The sequence below is a fragment of the Achromobacter animicus genome (assembly GCF_902859585.1).
In the GTDB taxonomy this organism is placed as follows: domain Bacteria; phylum Pseudomonadota; class Gammaproteobacteria; order Burkholderiales; family Burkholderiaceae_B; genus Achromobacter; species Achromobacter animicus.
On the sequence record NZ_CADIJM010000002.1, the window covers coordinates 709,553 to 725,653 of the forward strand.

The window sequence follows — 16,101 nt, forward strand, 5'->3', positions numbered from 1 at the left end:
CTGGCGAATCAGCGGACCGCGTTGATCGCGTCGCGCAGGCCCTTGGCGGCTTCAGCGGAGGCCTCGCGCCAATCGTCGCCGCCACTGGCGTAGATGATGGCGCGCGACGAGTTGATCATCATGCCGTTGCGCGCCGCGTTGGCGCCGGCGTTCACGGTAGCGGTGATGTCGCCGCCCTGTGCGCCGATGCCCGGCACCAGCAGGGGCAGGGCGTCGCCGATGCGCTGACGCACGGCGGCCAGTTCATTCGGGAACGTGGCGCCCACCACCAGACCGCATTGGCCGTTGGCATTCCATTTGTCGGCCACCAGGCCCGCGACGTGCAGGTACAGCGGCTCGCCATTGTCCATCTTCAGGAATTGCAGGTCCGAGCCGCCGGGATTGGACGTGCGGCACAGCACGATCACACCGCGATCGCGCCACGCCAGGTACGGTTCCACCGAATCCAGGCCCATGTACGGGCTGACGGTGAGCGCGTGCGCCTGGTAGCGCTCGTAGGCTTCGCGGGCGTAGTTTTCGGCGGTGGAGCCGATGTCGCCGCGCTTGGCGTCCAGCACGATGGGCAGGTCGGGGTGCTTGTCGCGGATGTGCTGGCACAGCGCTTCGAGCTGATCTTCGGCGCGGTGCGCGGCAAAGTACGCGATCTGCGGCTTGAAGCTGCAGGCATACGGCGCAGTGGCGTCGACGATGTCGCGGCAGAACTGGAAGATGGCGTCCGGCTTGTCCTGCAATTCGCGCGGGAAGCGCTGCGGGTCGGGATCCAGCCCGACTTGCAGGAGCGAGTTGCTGGTGGTCCAGGCGTGTTCGAGTTTTTGCAGGAAATTCATGGGATTCAGTGCAGTTTGACCCGCGGGCGCGTACGCCGCATCAGCAGGCGGGCCAGGGCGAGGGAGACGGTACGCGAGGCGCCCAGCACCGCGCGGTGGTGCATCAGGTGCAGGCTCATGTACATCAGGCGCGCCAGTGTACCGCTTACGAACAGTCCCCGTCCGGCCAGCTTGCCCATCAGACTGCCTACGCCGGCGTCCTGGCCCAGGGACACCAGCGACCCGTGATCCTGGTAGACGTAAGGCTCGGTGGGCTCGGGGTTGTTGCGCAGCCGGGCCGTCAGTTTCTTGGCCAGGTAGTCGGCCTGCTGGTGCGCGGCCTGCGCGCGGGCCGGCACGGTGCGGCCGTCGCGCCAGGGCGCCGCGCAGCAATCGCCCAGCGCCACGATGTGCGGGTCGGGCGTTTCGAGCCGCTCGTTGACTTCGATCTGCCCCAGCTTGTTCAGCGGCAATCCCAGGTCGGCCAAGAGCGCCGGACCTTTGATGCCCGCGGCCCACATGCACAACTGCGCCGGAAATTCTCGGCCGTCGGCCGTGCGCACGGTGTTGTCCGTTACCTCGGACACACGGCAGGCGGTCTCGACGCGGATGCCCAGTTCGGTCAGGCGTTTAGTCGCCGCGACCGAAATCTTCTCGGGCAGGGCGGACAGGATGCGCGGCGCGCCTTCGACCAGCGTGATCGCCAGATCGCGATCCGCGCGGAAGTTCGGCAGGCCATAGGCGCTGACGACGTGGCTGGCTTCGGTCAGTTCCACCGCCAGTTCCACGCCGGTGGCGCCGCCGCCGACGATCACCAGGTCCAGGCGCGCGGACGGATTGCGCACCTTGGCCTGGTCCACCAACGCCATGGCCTTGAGCATGGTCAGGCGGAATTGCTCGGCGTTTTCGGTGGTGTCCAGCGTGACCGCATGTTCAGCCGCGCCGGGCGTGTTGAAGAAGTTGGACGTGCTGCCCAGCGCCAGCACCAGCGTGTCGTACGCCAGTTCGCGGCGCGGCAGGACTTCCTGGCCTTGCGCGTCGTTGACGGCGTCCACCGTGATCAACCGGCGTTCGCGGTCGATGCTTTCAAGGCGGCCCTGGGTGAACGAGAAGCCGTCCAGGTGAGCCAGCATCAGGTACGAAAGGCCTTCCTGGTGGATGTCCAGCGTGCCCGCCGCCGCTTCATGCAGCGAAGGTTTCCAGATATGGAAGGGGCGGCTATCGACCAGAGTGATGTGTTCGCGGCCGTGTGTACGGCCCAGTTTGGCGGCCAGTTCGAGGCCGCCTGCGCCACCGCCGACGATGACGATGCGCTTGGAGGGTGCTGACGTCGATTGAGGCATCATGGCTCCCAGTATAAATAGAGTTGCATCCCCGTCGCGGTGCGAACCCGTGTCAATGCATGACGAAACGGCTGATGGCCACCCCCACCCAGACCGTTCCGGCGAATATCAGCAGCAGCATCACCGCTGCGCTGCCCAGGTCCTTGGCCCGCCCCAACAGGGGATGGCGTTCGACGGACAGCGCATCGGCGAGCGCTTCGATGGCGGAATTGAGCAGTTCCGCCGCCAGCACCATGACCACCACGCCCACCAGGAAGAACACTTCGACCGTGGTGCGGCCCAGAAAGAACGCCGCCGGAATCATCAGCACGGCCAGGGCCAGTTCCTGCCGGAAGGCCGCCTCGTATTTGACGGCCGCCTTCAGGCCCTGCCAGGAATAGCGCAGCGCATTGAGGATGCGGCGCGCGCCGCCGGTGCTCTTGAAGGGCGAGTGTTGCGGATCGTGGGTCATGGAATCGGAAGAAAGCCGTGGTGGCGGCTTTTTAACAGATAAGGGTTGCCCGCGTGGCACACCGCGTGCCTATGGGCAAACCCTAATTGTGACCCAACGGCAGCAGGCGCAGGATTCTGGTCAATTGGTAAGGCCACTTTACCGTTTCGTCCTGTCATCGAGCTGTCTTCCTCATGCCGATTCAGACCATCGAACCTCGCCGCCTGTATCGCCAGATCGCCGATCAGCTTCGCCTGCTGATCGAGGCCGGCGAGTTTCCGGCCGGTGCGCGGCTGCCGCCCGAGCGCGATCTGGCGCTGAAGCTGGGCGTGTCGCGGCCGTCGGTGCGCGAGGCGCTGATCGCGCTTGAGGTCGAAGGCTGGGTGGAAGTGCGCATGGGTTCGGGCGTGTACGTGCAAAGCCCGGGCGTCGCACCGCGCGCCAGCCTCACCGCCGAAAGCCCCCTTGAAACCATCCGCGCCCGCCGCACCATCGAAAGCGAACTGGCCGCGCAGGCCGCACTGAATCCGGTGCCCGCGCTGGTGGAGGGCCTGCGCGAAGCCGTCGACGCCATGGAAGACGAGGCACGGGCCGGCAGCGTGCCCATCCGCGGCGACCGACTGTTTCACCTGCGCGTGGCCGAAATGGCCAACAACGCCGTGCTGGTGCGTGTCGTGGGCGAACTCTTCGACGAACGCCACAACCCGCTTTCCGTGAAGCTGGGCGATTACTTCGAGAATTCCGACAGCTGGGCCGTCGCCATCACCGAACACCGCCGCGTCATCGACGCCATTGCGGCCGGTGACGAACAGGGCGCGCGGGCCGCCATGCGTGACCATCTTTCCTGCTCGTACGACCGCCTGATGGCCAGCTGGCCCGGCGCGGCCGAAGCGTTGCGCGCTGAATAGCAATGGCTGCCGGCGCCCTGTATGGGCGCCGATGGCAGATCGCAGTCGCAGTACGAAGGTGCAGCTCCAGTAGGTGAACTCCATATGTAAAACATGACGCGTGGCCGCCGAGCCCGCCACCTCAAAGAGAGGAGACAACATGAAGCCGAGCAACGCTATCAAAGTGCTGTTTGCCGCCGTCGCGCTAGCCGTCAGCGGCTCTGCACTGGCGCAGACCAAACTGAAGTGGGCGCACGTGTACGAGACTTCCGAACCGTTCCATACCTCGTCGGTGTGGGCCGCCCAGGAAATCGAGAAGCGCACCAACGGCCGCTATCACATCGATGTCTATCCGGCCTCGCAACTGGGCAAGGAAAACGACATCAACCAGGGCCTGACGCTCGGCACGGTGGATATGATCATTTCCGGGTCTAGCTTCGCGGCCAAGAGTTTTCCGCGCATCGGCGTCACCTACTATCCCTACACGTTCCGCAGCCCCGAGCACCTGATCGCCTACACCAAGAGCGACATCTACAAAGAGCTCACGCGCGGCTACGACGAAAAGAGCGGCAACCACATCGTCGCGACCACGTATTACGGCACGCGCCAGACGACGTCCAACAAGCCGTTCACCAAGTGCAGCGAGATGAAGGGCCTGAAGATCCGCGTCCCGGACGTGGCCGCGTACCTGGCCATGCCGCGTGCCTGTGGCGCCAATACCGCGCCCATTGCGTTTGCCGAGGTTTACCTGGCCCTGCAGAACGGCACGGTCGAGGCGCAGGAAAATCCCCTGACCACGATCGAGGCCAAGAAGTTCTACGAGGTGCAGAAGAACATCATCCTCACGGGCCACATCGTCGATCACCTGAACACGGTGATCTCCGGCAAGCTCTGGAAGAGCCTGTCGGACGAGGACAAGAAGATCTTTGCGGAAGTCGCGCAGCAGGCCGCGGAAAAGGCGTCGGCCGAGGTGGCGGCGTCCGAGAAAAAGATGGTCGACGTGTTCAAACAGCGTGGCCTGACGGTGGCCGAGGTCAATATCGACGACTTCCGCAATACCGTGCTGGAGAAGGTGCCGTTCAAGCAGTACGGCTACGAGAAGTCGGACTGGGAAAAAATCCAGGCGGTGAAGTGAACCACGGCGGGCGGGCCGTTGCCGCGGCCCGCTGCGCCTGAATGCAGCGCCTGACCGCATCGCTTCCGGCAATCGCCTGACGCGATAGCTTGACCGATCCCGCACGAGGGGAATTCCATGCACTCCAACGCGAAGGCCGCGCCGATGGCGGCCGTCAGCCATCCGCCGGAACAGCCGCCCGGCCCGCATCACGTCTCCTCGGTGGACGAGATCGTCCAGAGTTTCGAGGAAGCCGATCATCACGAAGTCAGCCTGGCCGGCTACCAGCCGGAAGACTGGATCTGTCTGGCGATGTTCTGGGCGATGGCGCTATTGGTCTTCCTGCAGTTCTTTTCGCGCTACGTGCTGAACGATTCGTACGCCTGGACCGAGGAGCTGGCGGTGTACTGCCTGATCGGCGTGGTGTTCCTGGGATCGGCGATGTGCGTGCGCGCGTGCCGCCACATCCAGGTGGACTTTCTTTACCGCTACCTGCCCAAGCCCGCCGGCCGCGTGCTGTCCACGCTGATCGACATCTTGCGCACGGCCTTTTTTGGCTATGCCGTGTGGCTGACGTACCGCTACATCGTGCTGGTGGGCGACGAGCCCATGACCACGCTGTTCTGGAACAAGGCCTTCGTGTACTGGGTGGCGCTGGCCGGGTTCGCCATGATGTTCCTGCGATCGTTGCAGGTGTCTTGGCAGAACTGGCGGCAGGGCTATTCGATCCTGGAGAATCCCGCGGCCTATGAGTCGCTGGATTGAATTGCTGCACTGAATCGCTGGACAGAACCTCCCCCAATCCGCAGTGCCTTGCCAGGAGCGACACATGGGCACCCTGATAGGAAGCTTTCTGCTGTTGATGATCATGGGACTGCCGGTGGCGGTGTCCATGGCAGGCGCGTCCCTGCTGTTCATCCTGATCTCCGGCAGCGTGCCGGACGTCGTCATTGCCCAACGCATGATCGCGGGCGTCGAGTCGTTTCCGCTGCTGGCCGTGCCGTTCTTCATCCTGGCCGGCAACCTGATGAACATCGCCGGCATCACGGGCCGCATCTACAACTTCGCGGTGGCGCTGGTCGGCTGGATGCGTGGCGGGCTGGGGCAGGTGAACATCATCGGCTCGGTGGTGTTTGCGGGCATGTCGGGCACCGCCATCGCCGACGCTGCGGGCCTGGGCACCATCGAGATCAAGGCCATGAAGGACCACGGCTACCAGACCGAGTTCGCGGTCGGGGTGACGGCCGCGTCGGCCACGCTGGGTCCCATCATTCCGCCGTCGCTGCCGTTCGTCATCTACGGCATGATGGCCAACGTGTCGATCGGGTCGCTGTTCCTGGCAGGCCTGATCCCCGGCCTGGTGCTGACCATCCTGATGATGCTCACCGTCGCCTACTACGCGCGCCGCAACAACTGGGGCGGCGACGTGGCGTTCAACTGGAAGCGGCTGGGCGGCGCGGGGCTGGAAGTGCTGATCGTGCTGGCGTTTCCGCTGTCGATCTGGCTGATGACGCTGGCGGGTGTGTCGCCCAACATCGCCACCGGCATCTCGTTCGCAGCCCTGCTGCTGCTGGACTGGAAGTTCAACTTCTCGGCGGTCATGGCGCTGATGGCGCCGGTGATCCTGATCGGCGGCATGACGCTGGGCTGGTTCACGCCCACGGAAGCCGCGGTGGCCGCCGTGATCTGGGCGCTGTTCCTGGGGCTGGTGCGCTATCGCTCCATGACGTTCAAGACGCTGGCCAAGGCCTCGTTCGACACCATCGAGACCACCGCGTCCGTCCTGTTCATCGTGACGGCCGCGTCGGTGTTTGCGTGGCTGCTGACCACGACGCAGGCCGCGCAGGCGTTGACGGACGCGATCCTGAGCGTGACGCAGAACAAGTGGGTGTTCCTGCTGATGGCGAACATTCTGATCCTGATCGTCGGGTGCTTCATCGACACCATTGCGGCCATCACAATCCTCGTGCCGATCCTGCTGCCCATCGTGCTGAAACTGGGCATCGATCCGATCCACTTCGGGCTCATCATGACGCTGAACCTGATGATCGGCCTGCTGCATCCGCCCATGGGCATGGTGCTGTTCGTGCTGGCGCGGGTGGCCAAGCTGTCGGTCGAGCGCACCACGATGGCCATCCTGCCGTGGCTGGTGCCGCTGTTCGTGGCCCTGATCGCCATCACCTACGTCCCCCAGATCACCCTGTGGCTGCCCACCGCGATGGGCATGGCCGGCAAATAAGGAACCGCGAACATGTCAGGAAGACTGCAAGGCAAGACCGCCATCGTCACCGCCGCCGGGCAGGGTATTGGGCGCGCCGTGGCAATGGCCTACGCGAATGAGGGCGCCGACGTGCTGGCCGTGGACCTGAACGGGGCCGCGCTGGAAACCCTTTCCGGCTGCCGCACGCAGGTGCTGGACGTGACCGACGCCCGCGCGGTGCGCGCGCTGGCGCAGGACGCGGGGGCGGTCGATGTGCTGTTCAATGGCGCGGGCTTCGTGCACGCCGGCACCATTCTGGACTGCGACGAGGACGCCTGGGATTTTTCGTTCAACCTGAACGTGCGCTCGATGTATCTGCTGATCCGCGCCTGCCTGCCGGCGATGTTGGCGCGTGGCTCGGGGTCCATCGTCAACATGGCGTCGGTGGCCGGCAGCATCAAGGGCGCGCCCAACCGCTGCGCCTACGGCGCCACCAAGGCAGCCGTCATCGGCCTGACCAAGGCGGTCGCCGCCGACTACGTGGGCCAGGGCATCCGCTGCAACGCGATCTGCCCGGGCACCGTCGAGTCGCCGTCCTTGCGCCAGCGCATCGACGCGCAGGCGCTGGCCAGCGGCCAGCCTGTCGCGGCGGTCGAGGCCGCCTTCACCGCGCGCCAGCCGATGGGCCGCATCGGACGCGCCGAAGAGATCGCCGCGCTGGCGGTGTATCTTGCCAGCGACGAATCCGCCTTCACTACCGGCACCGCGCAAGTGATTGACGGCGGCTGGTCCAACTGACTTCTCTTTTTCCAGCAACAAGGAAACCGCTATGAAACTGATGCGATATGGCGCCAAGGGCGCAGAAAAGCCCGCGCTGATCGACGCCCAGGGCCAGGTCCGCGACCTGTCGTCCGTCATTGCCGACATCACCGCCCAGACGCTCGTGCCCGCCAAGCTGGCGGAACTGCGCGCGCTGGATCCGGCATCGCTGCCCCTGGTGTCGCAACCGGGCCGCGTGGCACCGCCGTGGAGCGGCATGGGCAAGTTCATCTGCATCGGCCTGAACTACGCGGACCACGCCGCCGAGTCCGGACTGCCGGTGCCGGCCGAACCCGTCATCTTCATGAAGACGACATCGGCCGTGGTGGGCTGCAACGATGCGGTCGTGCTGCCGCAGGATTCGGTCAAGTCGGACTGGGAGGTCGAGCTGGGTGTGGTGATCGGCGAGAAGGCCCGCTATGTCAGCGAGGCCGACGCCATGAAGCACGTGGCCGGCTACTGCGTGGTCAACGACGTGTCCGAGCGCGAATACCAGATCGAACGCGGCGGCACCTGGGACAAGGGCAAGGGCTGCGACACGTTCGGCCCCATCGGCCCCTGGCTGGCGACGGCCGATGAAATCCCGAATCCGCAGGACCTGGAGATGTGGCTGGAGGTCAACGGCAAGCGCTACCAGAACGGCAGTACCCGCACCATGGTGTTCGGCGTCGCGCAGCTGGTGTCGTACGTCAGCCGCTTCATGACGCTGTATCCCGGAGACCTCATCAGCACCGGCACGCCGCCCGGCGTGGGCATGGGCCAGAAGCCCGCGCCCGTCTACCTGAAGGCGGGCGACGAGATGAAACTGGGCATCGCCGGCCTGGGTGAACAGCGCCAGCGCGTCCACGCCTGGGATCCCGCGCTGATCGACGGCTGATCCGCTTCGCCCTCTTGCCTTCCGGAGTCCTCATGTCGCAGACCGATACCGCAGTCATACGCATCCACCCGGCGGACAACGTGGTGATCGCCCGGCGCCAGCTAGTCAGCGGCACGCGGCTGGAAGGCGAGGGCGTGACGGTCGTGGGGCTGGTGCCGCCCGGCCACAAGGTGGCGGTGCGCGCCATCGCGGCCGGCGAGCCGGTGCGCCGCTACAACCAGATCATCGGCGTGGCGCGGCAGGACATCGCGCCCGGTCAGCACGTCCACACGCAGAACCTGGAGTTCTCGGACTTCGAGCGTGATTACGCGGTCGGGCAGGATGCGCATCCGACGGACTTTGTGGACGCGCCGGCCATGTTTGACGGCATCGTGCGCGCCGACGGCCGCATCGCCACCCGCAACTACATCGGCATCCTGACCAGCGTGAACTGTTCGGCCACGGTGGCCCGCGCCATCGCCGACCACTTCCGCCGCGACATCCGGCCCGAGGCGTTGGCCGCCTGTCCGAACGTGGACGGCGTCGTGGCGCTGACGCACGGCGCGGGCTGTGCCACCGGCAGCGACGGCGAACCGCTGCGCGTGCTGCGGCGCACGCTGGGCGGCTACGCGCGGCATGCCAACTTTGGCGGGCTGATGGTCGTGGGGCTGGGCTGCGAGACCAACCAGATCGGCGGGCTGATGGAGCAGGAGCATCTGCGCGAAAGCGGCATGCTCCACACGTTCAACATCCAGGACACGGGCGGCACGCGCAAGACGGTGGCGCGCGGGATCGAACTGGTTGAACGCATGCTGGAGCAGGCCAATCGCGTCGAGCGCCAGGCCGTGCCCGCCAGCCACCTGACCGTGGGGCTGCAATGCGGCGGGTCGGACGGCTATTCCGGCATCAGCGCCAACCCGGCGCTGGGCGCGGCGGTGGACCTGCTGGTGCGCCATGGCGGCACGGCGATCCTGTCCGAGACGCCTGAGATCTACGGTGGCGAACACCTGTTGACGCGCCGGGCGCAGACGCCCGCCGTGGCCGAAAAACTGCTGGCGCGCGTGCGCTGGTGGGAAGACTACTGCGCCCGCAATGACGCCGAGATGGACAACAACCCCTCGGCCGGCAACAAGGCGGGCGGCCTGACCACCATCCTGGAAAAATCGCTGGGCGCCATCGCCAAGAGCGGCACAACCAACCTCACTGATGTCTATGAATACGCCGAGCCCGTGCACACCCGCGGGCTGGTCTTCATGGACACCCCGGGCTACGACCCGGTCTCGGCCACCGGCCAGGTGGCCGGTGGCGCCAACCTGATCTGCTTTACGACCGGCCGCGGGTCCGCCTATGGCTGCGCGCCCGCACCCTCGCTCAAGTTGTCCACCAACACGGCGCTGTGGCAGCGCCAGGCCGACGACATCGACATCAATTGCGGCGAAGTGGTCGACGGCGCGCAGAGCGTGGCGCAGATGGGCGAGCGAATTTTTCAGCTCATGCTGCAGACGGCGTCGGGCCGTCGCACCCGCAGCGAGACGCATGGCTACGGGCAAAACGAATTCGTTCCGTGGCAACTTGGCGCGGTGATGTAGCGAAGACGGCTCGGGGCGTGCTATACCCTGGCGTCGCCCCTTTTAGACATTGCGCACCCATGCTTGAACGTCTGAATTCCGAGTCATTGCCGCGTCTGCCCGCCGACGTGGAAAAGCCCAGCTACGACCGCAGCCGGCTGACGCCGGGCATCGTCCATCTGGGATTGGGCGCTTTTCACCGGGCGCATCAAGCGGTGGTCACGGACCAGGCCATGCAGGCCAGTGGCGACCTGAGCTGGGGCATCCTGGGCGTGTCCCTGCGCCATCCCGCCACGCGCGATGCGCTGACGCCGCAGGACGGCCTGTATACCCTTGCCGTGCGCGACGCCGGCCCGGACGGGCAGGACCGCGAACACCTGCGCATCGTCGGTTCCGTGCTGCGCGTGATGGTGGCCGACGAAGACCCCAACGCGGTCCTCGAACGCATCGCGTACCCGCAGACTCGCATCGTCAGCCTGACCGTGACGGAAAAGGGCTACAGCCACGAACCCGCCACCGGCCACCTGCGCTGGGACGATCCCGACATCCTGCACGACCTGGAAGACCCCATCCGGCCCCGCAGCACCATCGGCATTCTGGTGCACGGTCTGGCCTTGCGCCGCGAGCGCGGCCTGCCGCCGATCACGCTGATGTCATGCGACAACTTGCGCGGCAACGGCGATACGCTGCGCAGCCTGGTGCTGGCGTTTGCGCTGCGGGTGGACGTGACGCTGGCCGACTGGATCGACCGCAATTGCACGTTCCCGAATTCCATGGTCGACCGCATCGTGCCGGCCACCGAAGACCAGGACCGCCAGCGGATCGCCGGCCGCCTGGGCGTCGAGGACGCCTGGCCCGTGCTGGGTGAGCCCTACCTGAACTGGGTCATCGAAGACAAGTTCGCCGCCGGCCGCCCGGCGTGGGACGCGCAGGGCGGCGCGACCTTCGTGAGCAACGCGGCACCCTATGAACGGCTGAAGCTGCGCATGGTCAGCGGGCCGCATTCGGCGCTGGCCTACCTGGGCGCGACCCTGGGCCTGCACACCATGGCCGACGCCGCCAACACGCCGGCGCTGCGCTCCTTCATCGAGGCCATGATGCGCGAGGAGATCGCGCCCACCCTGCGCGGCATTCCCGATGCAGGGCTGGTCGAGTACCGTCTGCGCTTCCTGAACCGGATTTCCAACCCTGCGCTGCCGCATCCGCTGTCGCAGATCGCCATGGACGGGTCGCAGAAGCTGCCGCAACGCCTGCTGGACACGATCCGAGACCGCCTGCGCGCTGGCCATGGCATCGATCGCCTGTGCCTGGCGGTGGCCGCGTGGCTGAACTACCTGCGCGGCGAAGACGAGCAGGGCGGCGTTTACGCCATTCAGGATCCGATCGCGGCACGGCTGGACCGCCTGCTGTCGCGCGCCGAGGTGGCCGCGCATGCCGCCAAGCCGTCGCAGGCGGCGCAGCGGCGCGCGACGGTGCTGGCGCGCTTCAAACCCGTGTTCGGCGACCTGGGCGATTCGGCCGTGTTCGTTGAGTGCCTGACCAAGCATCTTGAAGCGCTGCGCGAACACGGCGTCCTCCACGCCGTGAAGGCAGCCACCTAGGAGACCCGCATGGACGCCGGCAGCCGCGTGACCGCCGATGATTGGGAACGCTGGGCCGAGGCGTGCCTGCTGGCGCAGGACTTTTCCGCCGACGACGCGCGGTGCCTGGCGCACAGTCTGGCGCAGACCAGTCTGTGGGGCATCGATTCGCACGGCATCGCGCGGCTGCCGCATTACCTGAATCGCGTGGCGCACGGCTCGATCCTGGCGCGGCCCGACGTGCGCATCGAACGCACCGGGCCGGGCACGGCGCAGGTGCATGGCGGCCGGGGGCAGGGCATCGTGGTGGCGCATCGGGCCAATGCGTTGGCCATCGAGATGGCCCGTGAGACCGGCGTGGCGGCGGTCGGCGTCAGCGATTCCTCGCACTGCGGGGCGATCGGGCTGTACAGCCGTGCGGCGGCCCGGCAGGGCTTGATCGGCATTGCTTTCACTCACTCGGATTCGATCGCCGCGCCCTATGGCGGGCGTGCAGCCTTCTTCGGCACCAATCCCATCTCGCTGGCCTTTCCGCGTGCGGACGGCGCGCCGCTATGCCTGGACATGGCCACGACCGCCATTCCGTGGAACCGCGTCATGAATGCCCGGCGCGACGGGGTCGCGTTGCCGGCGGGTGTGGCGCTGGACGAGAACGGCGCGGACTGCACCGACGCGCAGGCCGCACGCGCCCTGCGACCCCTGGGCGGCGAGGAATACGGCTACAAGGGCTATGGCCTTGCGATGATGGTCGAGCTGCTGTGCGGACCGCTCAACGGCAATCCGTTCGGCCCGCACATCTCGTCGATGTACGAGGCGCTGGACCAGCCGCGCGAACTGGGCGCGTTCTTCATCGTCATTGATCCGGCGCGCTTTGCCGGGGGCGCGGCGCTGGCTGCGGTGGTGGCGGGGATGGCCGTCGAGCTGTCGCAGGCGCCGGGCGCGCCCCGCATGCCCGGTGATCCGGAGGCCGACCACGAGCGGGAACGGCAACAGCTAGGTCTGCCCGTGCCGCCCGCGCTGTGGGACGAGATGCAGGCCTGGAGCAGCCGGCTGGGCGTCGCGCTGCCGGCGACGCGCCAGGCGTAGTGGCGTAACGCGCGGTCCTGTTCCTACACCCCCAGGTACTGCAGCAGCCGCGCTTCGTCGTCCAGGAATTCCTGCGACGTACCCGTCCACGCAACGCGCCCCTTTTCCACGATGGCGTGGCGGTCGGCGGTGGCCAGCAGCGGCTCCAGGTTCTTGTCGATGCACAGCACGGCCAGACCGGTCTGCTTCAGCGTGTCCAGCGCGGCCCAGATTTCTTCGCGCACCACGGGCGCGAGCCCTTCGGTCGCTTCATCCAGAATCAGCAGCCGGGGATTGGTCAGCAATGCGCGGCCGATGGCCAGCATCTGCTGTTCGCCGCCCGACAGGTGGCTGCCCAGGTGTTTGGCGCGTTCAGACAGGCGCGGGAACAGCGCGTACACCCGTTCCAGCGTCCAGGGCTGCGCCGCGCCTTGCCGGTTGTGCGCGGTGGCCACCAGGTTCTCTCGCACCGACAGATTGGGAAAGACATGGCGGCCTTCGGGCACCAGCCCGATGCCGCGCTGCGCCACCTTGTAGGAAGGCAGCCGCCCGATGTCCACGCCATCGAAAGTGATGGCGCCGCGCGAGGCGGAATTCAGGCCCATCACCGCCTTGACGGTGGTGGACTTGCCCATCCCGTTGCGTCCCAGCAGGGTCACAAATTCTCCCGGCGCGATGTCCAGGTCAATGCCGAAGAGCGCCTGGCTGGCGCCGTAATGCGCGGTGACGCCGCGCAGCGAGAGCAGGGCAGTCATGCGCGCGCCTCCCGGGGGCGGCCGCGTTCGCTGCCCAGATAGCATTCGCGAACCTGCGGATCGTCGCGGATCTGGTCGGCGGTGCCGCACGCGAGCGCGCGGCCGTACACCAGCACGGTGATGCGGTCGGACAGGGCGAAGACGGCCTGCATGTCGTGTTCCACCAGGAGGATCGTGTAGCGGCCGCGCAGCGACAGCAGCAGTCGCGTCATGGCCTCGGATTCGTGCTGGCTCATGCCCGCCATGGGCTCGTCCAGCAGCAGTAGCGACGGCTGGCACGCCAGCACCATGGCCAGTTCAAGCTGTCGCAATTCGCCGTGCGCCAGTTCGCTGGCCGGCGTGCCTTCGCGCGCCGACAGGCCGGCCAGGGCCAGCGCCTCGCGGGCGGGTTCGGTCAATGCTGGTGTTGACAGCACGGGCCGCCAGAACCGGAAGCTATGGCCGCGCCGCGCCTGCACCGCCATCGCCACATTCTCCAGCGCGGTGAACGGTTTGAAGACCGAGGTGATCTGATACGAGCGCGCCAGGCCGTGTCGCACGCGTTTTTCCACCGGCATGCGCGTGACATCCCTGCCGTCGAGCAGCACGCGTCCGGCGTCGGGCCGAAGCTCGCCGCTCAGCTGCCCGATCAGCGTGGTCTTGCCGGCGCCGTTGGGGCCGATCACGGCGTGCAGTTCGCCGCTGGCCACGTCCAGCGACAGCTTGTCGGTGACCGTCAGCCCGCCGTAGCGCTTTTCCAGGTTCTCGATGCGCAAGGCGCTCATTGCGGCTCTCCGGTGGGATGGCGAGCCGCCTTGCTGGGCAGACGCCACGGCGCGGCCGACAGGCTGCCATAGACACCGCGCCGCGAGGCAAGCACCACGCCGACGATCAAGAGGCCCATGACCAGCATCCAGTGCTCGGTGATGAGCTTCAATCCTTCCTCCAGCAGCAGGAACGCCAGCGCGCCCGCCACCGGGCCGAACAGCGTGCCGATGCCGCCTAGCGCCACCATCACGATCAGTTCGCCGGAGGTCGTCCACGCCAGGTAAGACGGCGAAACGTACATGGTCAGGTTCGCCAACAACACGCCCGCGACGCCGCAGATGACGGCGGAGATCACATAGGCGGCAAGCCGGTACCGCAGCGTGGGAAAGCCCAGCGCGCGCATGCGGCGCTCGTTGGCCTGGCAGCCGCGCAGGGCCATGCCGAAGGGCGCGTGGATCAACCGGTGCATCAGCCACAGCACCAGCAACAGCACGCCGAAGGCCGTGCAATACAGCGCGAGCGGCGTGTCCAGCCGGAAGAGACCGAAGTCGCTGCCGGCAAAGAGCGACATGCCGTCGTCGCCGCCAAAGCCTTCCAGCCCCGTGGCCAGAAAATAGAACATCTGGGCGAAGGCGAGCGTAATCATGATGAACGCGATGCCGTTGGTGCGCATGACCACATAGCCACTGACGATCCCGACAACCGCACACGCGCCGATGGCGCCAGCAAGATGCCACCAGCCGCTTTCGATGCCGTAGTGCGAAAGCACGCCGACGGAATAGGCGCCCAGGCCAAGATACAGCGCATGGCCGAAGCTCACCATGCCGCCATAGCCCAGCAGCAGATTGAGCGCCAGCGCCGCAATGCCGTAGACCAGCACGCGGCCGAACAACGCCAACAGAAACGGTTCGCCCTGCCACTGCGCGTACACGGGCACCAGGGCGAACAACAGCAGCAGCGCGGCGGCGGCCAGCGTGCGGGGAGATAACGTGAACATGGCGTCGCCGTCCTTATCCGTGCCTGACGGGAAACAGGCCTTGCGGCCGCATCGCCAGCACCAGCGCCATGACGATGTAGATCAGCATCGACGCGATGGCCGGGCCTGCGGCATTTGCTGCAGCGGGGGGCAGGGCGGCGCGCAGCAGGGTCGGCAGCAGCGCGCGGCCCAGCGTGTCGATCAGCCCGACCATCAGCGCGGCCAGGAACGCGCCGCGCACGGAGCCGATGCCGCCGATCACGATGACGACCAGCGTCAGGATCAGAATGGGTTCGCCCATGCCCGTCTGCGCCGACAGAATGGGACCGGCCATCAGCCCGGCCAGGCCCGCCAGCACCGCGCCCAGCACAAACAGCAGCGTGTTCAGGCGCGCAATGTTCACCCCTAGCGCGCCGACCATCATGCGGTCGGTGGACCCGGCGCGGATCAGCATGCCGAGCCGCGTGCGATGGATCAGCAGGTAGCACCCCGCTGCAACCAGCAGTCCGACCACGATGATGAGAAACCGGTACAGGGGATACGTGACGCCCAGGATGTCGATGGTGCCGGACAGCCAGGACGGCAGCCCCATGCTGATCGGCGCGGGTCCCCACAGGATGCGGGTCAGTTCATTGAAGAACAGGATGAAGCCGAACGTGGCCAGCACCTGGTCCAGGTGATCGCGCGGATACAGCCGCGCCAGCGCGATCCGGTCCAGCAGCAGCCCAAGCAGCGCCATGCCCGCGACGACCGCGGCGGCGGCCAGCAGGAACGAGCCGGTATGCCGGAACACGGTGGCCGCGATGAACGCGCCCATCATGTACAGCGACCCGTGCGCCAGGTTAATGAAATTCATGATGCCGAACACCAGCGTCAAGCCGGCGGCCAGCAGGAACAGCAGGATGCCGAGTTGCAGGCCGTTCAAGGCCTGCACCAGCAGCAGCGTCGTGGACAT

Annotated in this window: 16 protein-coding genes; 9 read left to right on the top strand and 7 right to left on the bottom strand. The window is 66.7% G+C overall.

Going from position 1 to position 16,101, the window contains the following annotated elements:
* Window positions 1-8 precede the first annotated feature (8 nt).
* From pyrF to HV681_RS08075, 3 genes are read right to left on the bottom strand one after another with little or no spacing between them, the layout of a single operon-like run.
* Entirely contained in the window at window positions 9-827 is an 819-nt protein-coding gene (pyrF, locus tag HV681_RS08065; protein WP_175122568.1) for an orotidine-5'-phosphate decarboxylase, read from the bottom strand.
* A 5-nt stretch (window positions 828-832) separates the two neighbouring features.
* On the bottom strand, window positions 833-2,152 hold the full coding sequence (locus HV681_RS08070) for an NAD(P)/FAD-dependent oxidoreductase (RefSeq protein ID WP_175122569.1): 1,320 nt from the start codon (window positions 2,150-2,152) through the stop codon (window positions 833-835).
* Window positions 2,153-2,201: 49 nt separating this feature from the next.
* Window positions 2,202-2,600 (bottom strand): diacylglycerol kinase, encoded by a 399-nt coding sequence (locus HV681_RS08075; RefSeq protein WP_056325453.1) that lies wholly within the window; start codon window positions 2,598-2,600, stop codon window positions 2,202-2,204.
* 173 nt (window positions 2,601-2,773) lie between these two features.
* Between HV681_RS08075 and HV681_RS08080 the strand changes: the two genes are divergently transcribed.
* From HV681_RS08080 to HV681_RS08120, 9 genes are all read left to right on the top strand, one after another.
* Complete coding sequence (locus HV681_RS08080; RefSeq protein WP_175122570.1) at window positions 2,774-3,487, top strand: FadR/GntR family transcriptional regulator; 714 nt, start codon at window positions 2,774-2,776, stop codon at window positions 3,485-3,487.
* Between the two features lie 139 nt (window positions 3,488-3,626).
* Window positions 3,627-4,601, top strand: a complete 975-nt coding sequence (locus tag HV681_RS08085) for a sialic acid TRAP transporter substrate-binding protein SiaP (protein WP_175122571.1) — start codon at window positions 3,627-3,629, stop codon at window positions 4,599-4,601.
* 117 nt (window positions 4,602-4,718) lie between these two features.
* Complete coding sequence (locus tag HV681_RS08090) at window positions 4,719-5,345, top strand: TRAP transporter small permease (protein ID WP_175122572.1); 627 nt, start codon at window positions 4,719-4,721, stop codon at window positions 5,343-5,345.
* A gap of 64 nt (window positions 5,346-5,409) precedes the next feature.
* Window positions 5,410-6,819, top strand: a complete 1,410-nt coding sequence (locus tag HV681_RS08095; protein WP_175122573.1) for a TRAP transporter large permease — start codon at window positions 5,410-5,412, stop codon at window positions 6,817-6,819.
* 12 nt (window positions 6,820-6,831) lie between these two features.
* On the top strand, window positions 6,832-7,578 hold the full coding sequence (locus HV681_RS08100; RefSeq protein WP_175122574.1) for an SDR family oxidoreductase: 747 nt from the start codon (window positions 6,832-6,834) through the stop codon (window positions 7,576-7,578).
* A gap of 31 nt (window positions 7,579-7,609) precedes the next feature.
* Window positions 7,610-8,476 carry a fumarylacetoacetate hydrolase family protein gene (locus HV681_RS08105; RefSeq protein WP_175122575.1) on the top strand — a complete coding sequence of 289 codons (867 nt, stop codon included), beginning with the start codon at window positions 7,610-7,612 and terminating at the stop codon, window positions 8,474-8,476.
* A 32-nt stretch (window positions 8,477-8,508) separates the two neighbouring features.
* Entirely contained in the window at window positions 8,509-10,044 is a 1,536-nt protein-coding gene (locus tag HV681_RS08110) for a UxaA family hydrolase (RefSeq protein WP_175122576.1), read from the top strand.
* Between the two features lie 59 nt (window positions 10,045-10,103).
* Window positions 10,104-11,624: a mannitol dehydrogenase family protein gene (locus HV681_RS08115; RefSeq protein ID WP_175122577.1), complete on the top strand. Its 1,521-nt coding sequence runs from the start codon at window positions 10,104-10,106 to the stop codon at window positions 11,622-11,624.
* Window positions 11,625-11,633: 9 nt separating this feature from the next.
* Window positions 11,634-12,689, top strand: coding sequence for an Ldh family oxidoreductase (locus HV681_RS08120; protein ID WP_175122578.1), 1,056 nt, complete (start codon window positions 11,634-11,636; stop codon window positions 12,687-12,689).
* Window positions 12,690-12,712: 23 nt separating this feature from the next.
* Here HV681_RS08120 and HV681_RS08125 read toward each other — a convergent pair whose 3' ends face one another.
* The 4 genes from HV681_RS08125 to HV681_RS08140 are packed head-to-tail and all read right to left on the bottom strand — an operon-like array spanning window position 12,713 to window position 16,101.
* On the bottom strand, window positions 12,713-13,423 hold the full coding sequence (locus HV681_RS08125; RefSeq protein ID WP_175122579.1) for an ABC transporter ATP-binding protein: 711 nt from the start codon (window positions 13,421-13,423) through the stop codon (window positions 12,713-12,715).
* Window positions 13,420-14,187 (bottom strand): ABC transporter ATP-binding protein, encoded by a 768-nt coding sequence (locus HV681_RS08130; RefSeq protein ID WP_175122580.1) that lies wholly within the window; start codon window positions 14,185-14,187, stop codon window positions 13,420-13,422. Before HV681_RS08130 ends, HV681_RS08125 begins: the two co-directional genes overlap by 4 nt.
* Window positions 14,184-15,167 (bottom strand): branched-chain amino acid ABC transporter permease, encoded by a 984-nt coding sequence (locus HV681_RS08135; protein ID WP_175122581.1) that lies wholly within the window; start codon window positions 15,165-15,167, stop codon window positions 14,184-14,186. Before HV681_RS08135 ends, HV681_RS08130 begins: the two co-directional genes overlap by 4 nt.
* Window positions 15,168-15,180: 13 nt before the next feature.
* A complete protein-coding gene (locus HV681_RS08140; RefSeq protein WP_175122582.1) occupies window positions 15,181-16,101 on the bottom strand; it encodes a branched-chain amino acid ABC transporter permease in 921 nt (306 codons plus the stop codon).

Bases quoted from the DNA above. Each gene is read 5' to 3' on its own strand.
- HV681_RS08130 (WP_175122580.1), bottom strand. From the start codon at position 14,187: ATGAGCGCCTTGCGCATCGAGAACCTGGAAAAGCGCTACGGCGGGCTG.
- HV681_RS08090 (WP_175122572.1), top strand. From the start codon at position 4,719: ATGCACTCCAACGCGAAGGCCGCGCCGATGGCGGCCGTCAGCCATCCG.
- pyrF (WP_175122568.1), bottom strand. From the start codon at position 827: ATGAATTTCCTGCAAAAACTCGAACACGCCTGGACCACCAGCAACTCG.
- HV681_RS08115 (WP_175122577.1), top strand. From the start codon at position 10,104: ATGCTTGAACGTCTGAATTCCGAGTCATTGCCGCGTCTGCCCGCCGAC.
- HV681_RS08120 (WP_175122578.1), top strand. From the start codon at position 11,634: ATGGACGCCGGCAGCCGCGTGACCGCCGATGATTGGGAACGCTGGGCC.
- HV681_RS08070 (WP_175122569.1), bottom strand. From the start codon at position 2,152: ATGATGCCTCAATCGACGTCAGCACCCTCCAAGCGCATCGTCATCGTC.
- HV681_RS08140 (WP_175122582.1), bottom strand. From the start codon at position 16,101: ATGTCCACGACGCTGCTGCTGGTGCAGGCCTTGAACGGCCTGCAACTC.
- HV681_RS08110 (WP_175122576.1), top strand. From the start codon at position 8,509: ATGTCGCAGACCGATACCGCAGTCATACGCATCCACCCGGCGGACAAC.
- HV681_RS08075 (WP_056325453.1), bottom strand. From the start codon at position 2,600: ATGACCCACGATCCGCAACACTCGCCCTTCAAGAGCACCGGCGGCGCG.
- HV681_RS08085 (WP_175122571.1), top strand. From the start codon at position 3,627: ATGAAGCCGAGCAACGCTATCAAAGTGCTGTTTGCCGCCGTCGCGCTA.
- HV681_RS08100 (WP_175122574.1), top strand. From the start codon at position 6,832: ATGTCAGGAAGACTGCAAGGCAAGACCGCCATCGTCACCGCCGCCGGG.
- HV681_RS08125 (WP_175122579.1), bottom strand. From the start codon at position 13,423: ATGACTGCCCTGCTCTCGCTGCGCGGCGTCACCGCGCATTACGGCGCC.
- HV681_RS08105 (WP_175122575.1), top strand. From the start codon at position 7,610: ATGAAACTGATGCGATATGGCGCCAAGGGCGCAGAAAAGCCCGCGCTG.
- HV681_RS08135 (WP_175122581.1), bottom strand. From the start codon at position 15,167: ATGTTCACGTTATCTCCCCGCACGCTGGCCGCCGCCGCGCTGCTGCTG.
- HV681_RS08080 (WP_175122570.1), top strand. From the start codon at position 2,774: ATGCCGATTCAGACCATCGAACCTCGCCGCCTGTATCGCCAGATCGCC.
- HV681_RS08095 (WP_175122573.1), top strand. From the start codon at position 5,410: ATGGGCACCCTGATAGGAAGCTTTCTGCTGTTGATGATCATGGGACTG.